3 protein-coding genes are annotated in these 1800 nt (G+C 74.7%); all 3 read right to left on the reverse strand.

Annotated features, from left to right (window positions below):
- On the reverse strand, positions 1-1062 hold a 1062-nt coding region (locus ACFFNX_RS49080), incomplete at its 3' end, for a DUF2330 domain-containing protein (protein ID WP_378213345.1).
- 75 nt (positions 1063-1137) lie between these two features.
- Positions 1138-1389, reverse strand: coding sequence for a hypothetical protein (locus ACFFNX_RS49085; RefSeq protein ID WP_378213346.1), 252 nt, complete (start codon positions 1387-1389; stop codon positions 1138-1140).
- A 70-nt stretch (positions 1390-1459) separates the two neighbouring features.
- The coding region (locus tag ACFFNX_RS49090) for a universal stress protein (RefSeq protein WP_378213347.1) at positions 1460-1800 on the reverse strand (341 nt) is incomplete at its 5' end.

The raw sequence follows: 1800 nt of genomic DNA on the forward strand, positions 1-1800 counted from the left end.
CGCTCCGGCGCCTCCGCGCCGTGCGCGCGCCGAGCGCCGGGCCGAGACCACGATCGCCGCGCCCCCGGCGGCCACGACGACGAGGACGCCCAGGGCGAACCACAGGTACGCGGGGACTCCGAGGAACGTGACGAGACCGCCGTCGACCTCCTCCACCTCCCGGTACGGGGTGTCGGCCGTGTAGCCGAGCCGGAGATCGTCGGTGAAGTCGGACGGCGGGATGCCGTGCCGTACCACCTCGGTCAGGAACGCGCCGTCACCGAGCATCGAGCGCAGCCCCGGCGAGGCGACCATCGAGGGCGTGACCCGGCCCGCGTACGTCGTGAGCATCCCGTCGAGCCCCGACACCGTGACGCGGTGCGGCGCGAGGACGTACAGGTGCACCGACTGCGGCGAGGTCGCGAGGCGGGACAGCCGGATCGGGTAGATCGGGGCGTCGCTGCCGAAGGTCACGCGCAGCGGGTCCAGCGCACCGGTGAGGCGGCCCTCCCGTGGGGAGAGCTTGATCGCGGTGTAGGTCCAGTGCCGCGCGACGTACGGCTTCAGCGCCTCGGCCAGGCGTCCGGGGAGACGGTAGCCGTGCGCGGTCAGCCACGAGGCCAGCGCGCCCGAGTCGCCGGCGGACAGCGTGGTCACCTCGAACGGGCCGAGCCGCTGCCGGCCGAGCACCCCGACCCCGGCACCCGGCTTCGGCACCGCGCCGGCGTCCTTCGTGCCGCCGAGGCGCGGCAGCCACCGCCGGTGCCGCACGACGGCCGGCTCGGTCAGCCGGTCCAGCTGGTCGAACCAGTCGCTCTCACCGAGCGTCACCCGCGCCCGCGTGGGCGTCGGCATCAGCCACGCGGCGTCCCGCGCCTGCGAGCGCACCGACAGCCGCATGACGATCTCCTCCTGCCCGCCGTCGTAGCGGACGATGGAGGTCTCGTCCGCCACGTCGACCCCGGACCGGGAGGAGGTGACGAGCGCGCCGCAGCCGCAGGCCCACGACGGGCGCATGAGCGCGAGACCGGCGGCGGCGACGGCCAGCACGAGGGCGAGACGAGCGAGATGCCTGATACGCATGTCCCTGAGACGACGGCGCGCGCCCCGCCGTTGCGGGACGTGGATCACGGTTCGGACTCGCCCGGCGGACGCCCGTCACCCCGAGGGCTCGATCCGTTCCCGCAGCACCTCGCGCCTGGTCTCCAGCGAGTCGACGAGCGCCTCCTGCTCTTCGGCGGCGGTGATCAGCGCGGCACGCTCGGACTCGTCGATCGGCCCGAACGAGCGTTCGCCGATCTGCCGGCGAAGCCGCGACGCCGACTCTCGCAACTGCGCGCTCTCGGCCTCCACGAGCTCCAGCTCATGCCGGAGGCTCGCACGTGTCGCACGAGCATCGCCTTCGGCCATGACGAACCCCCTCTTTCGCCCGGCCGGTCCGGCCGGTCCCTTCTCTGACGCGTTCCCCCGACGCGCGGCGTCACACGTCGGGTACGCCCCGGGGCAGGACCGCCACCGGGCACGGCGCCGCGCGCACCACCTTGAACGCGGTCTCGCCGAGGAACACCCGATGCACCGGGGCGTCCTCGCTGCTCGCGCACACCAGCAGGTCGCCCTCGCTCCATTCGAGGTCCGCCACGGCCGCCGCCACGTCATCGCCCGTGCCGACGGCGGCCTGGACCTCGCCGGGGTCCAGCCCCGGGCTCTCGGCGGCCAGCCTGATCGCCAGCGCCAGGTCGTCGCGCAGCGGGTTCTCGTCCGCGCCGTCGACCGCCAGGGTCACCAGCCGTAGCGGCACGCCCAGCCGCGCGGCGGCCGACG

The organism is Actinoallomurus acaciae (assembly GCF_042429965.1).
In the GTDB taxonomy this organism is placed as follows: domain Bacteria; phylum Actinomycetota; class Actinomycetes; order Streptosporangiales; family Streptosporangiaceae; genus Actinoallomurus; species Actinoallomurus acaciae.

Coding starts and splice junctions, on each gene's coding strand:
- ACFFNX_RS49085 (WP_378213346.1), bottom strand. CDS start 1,389: ATGGCCGAAGGCGATGCTCGTGCGACACGTGCGAGCCTCCGGCATGAG.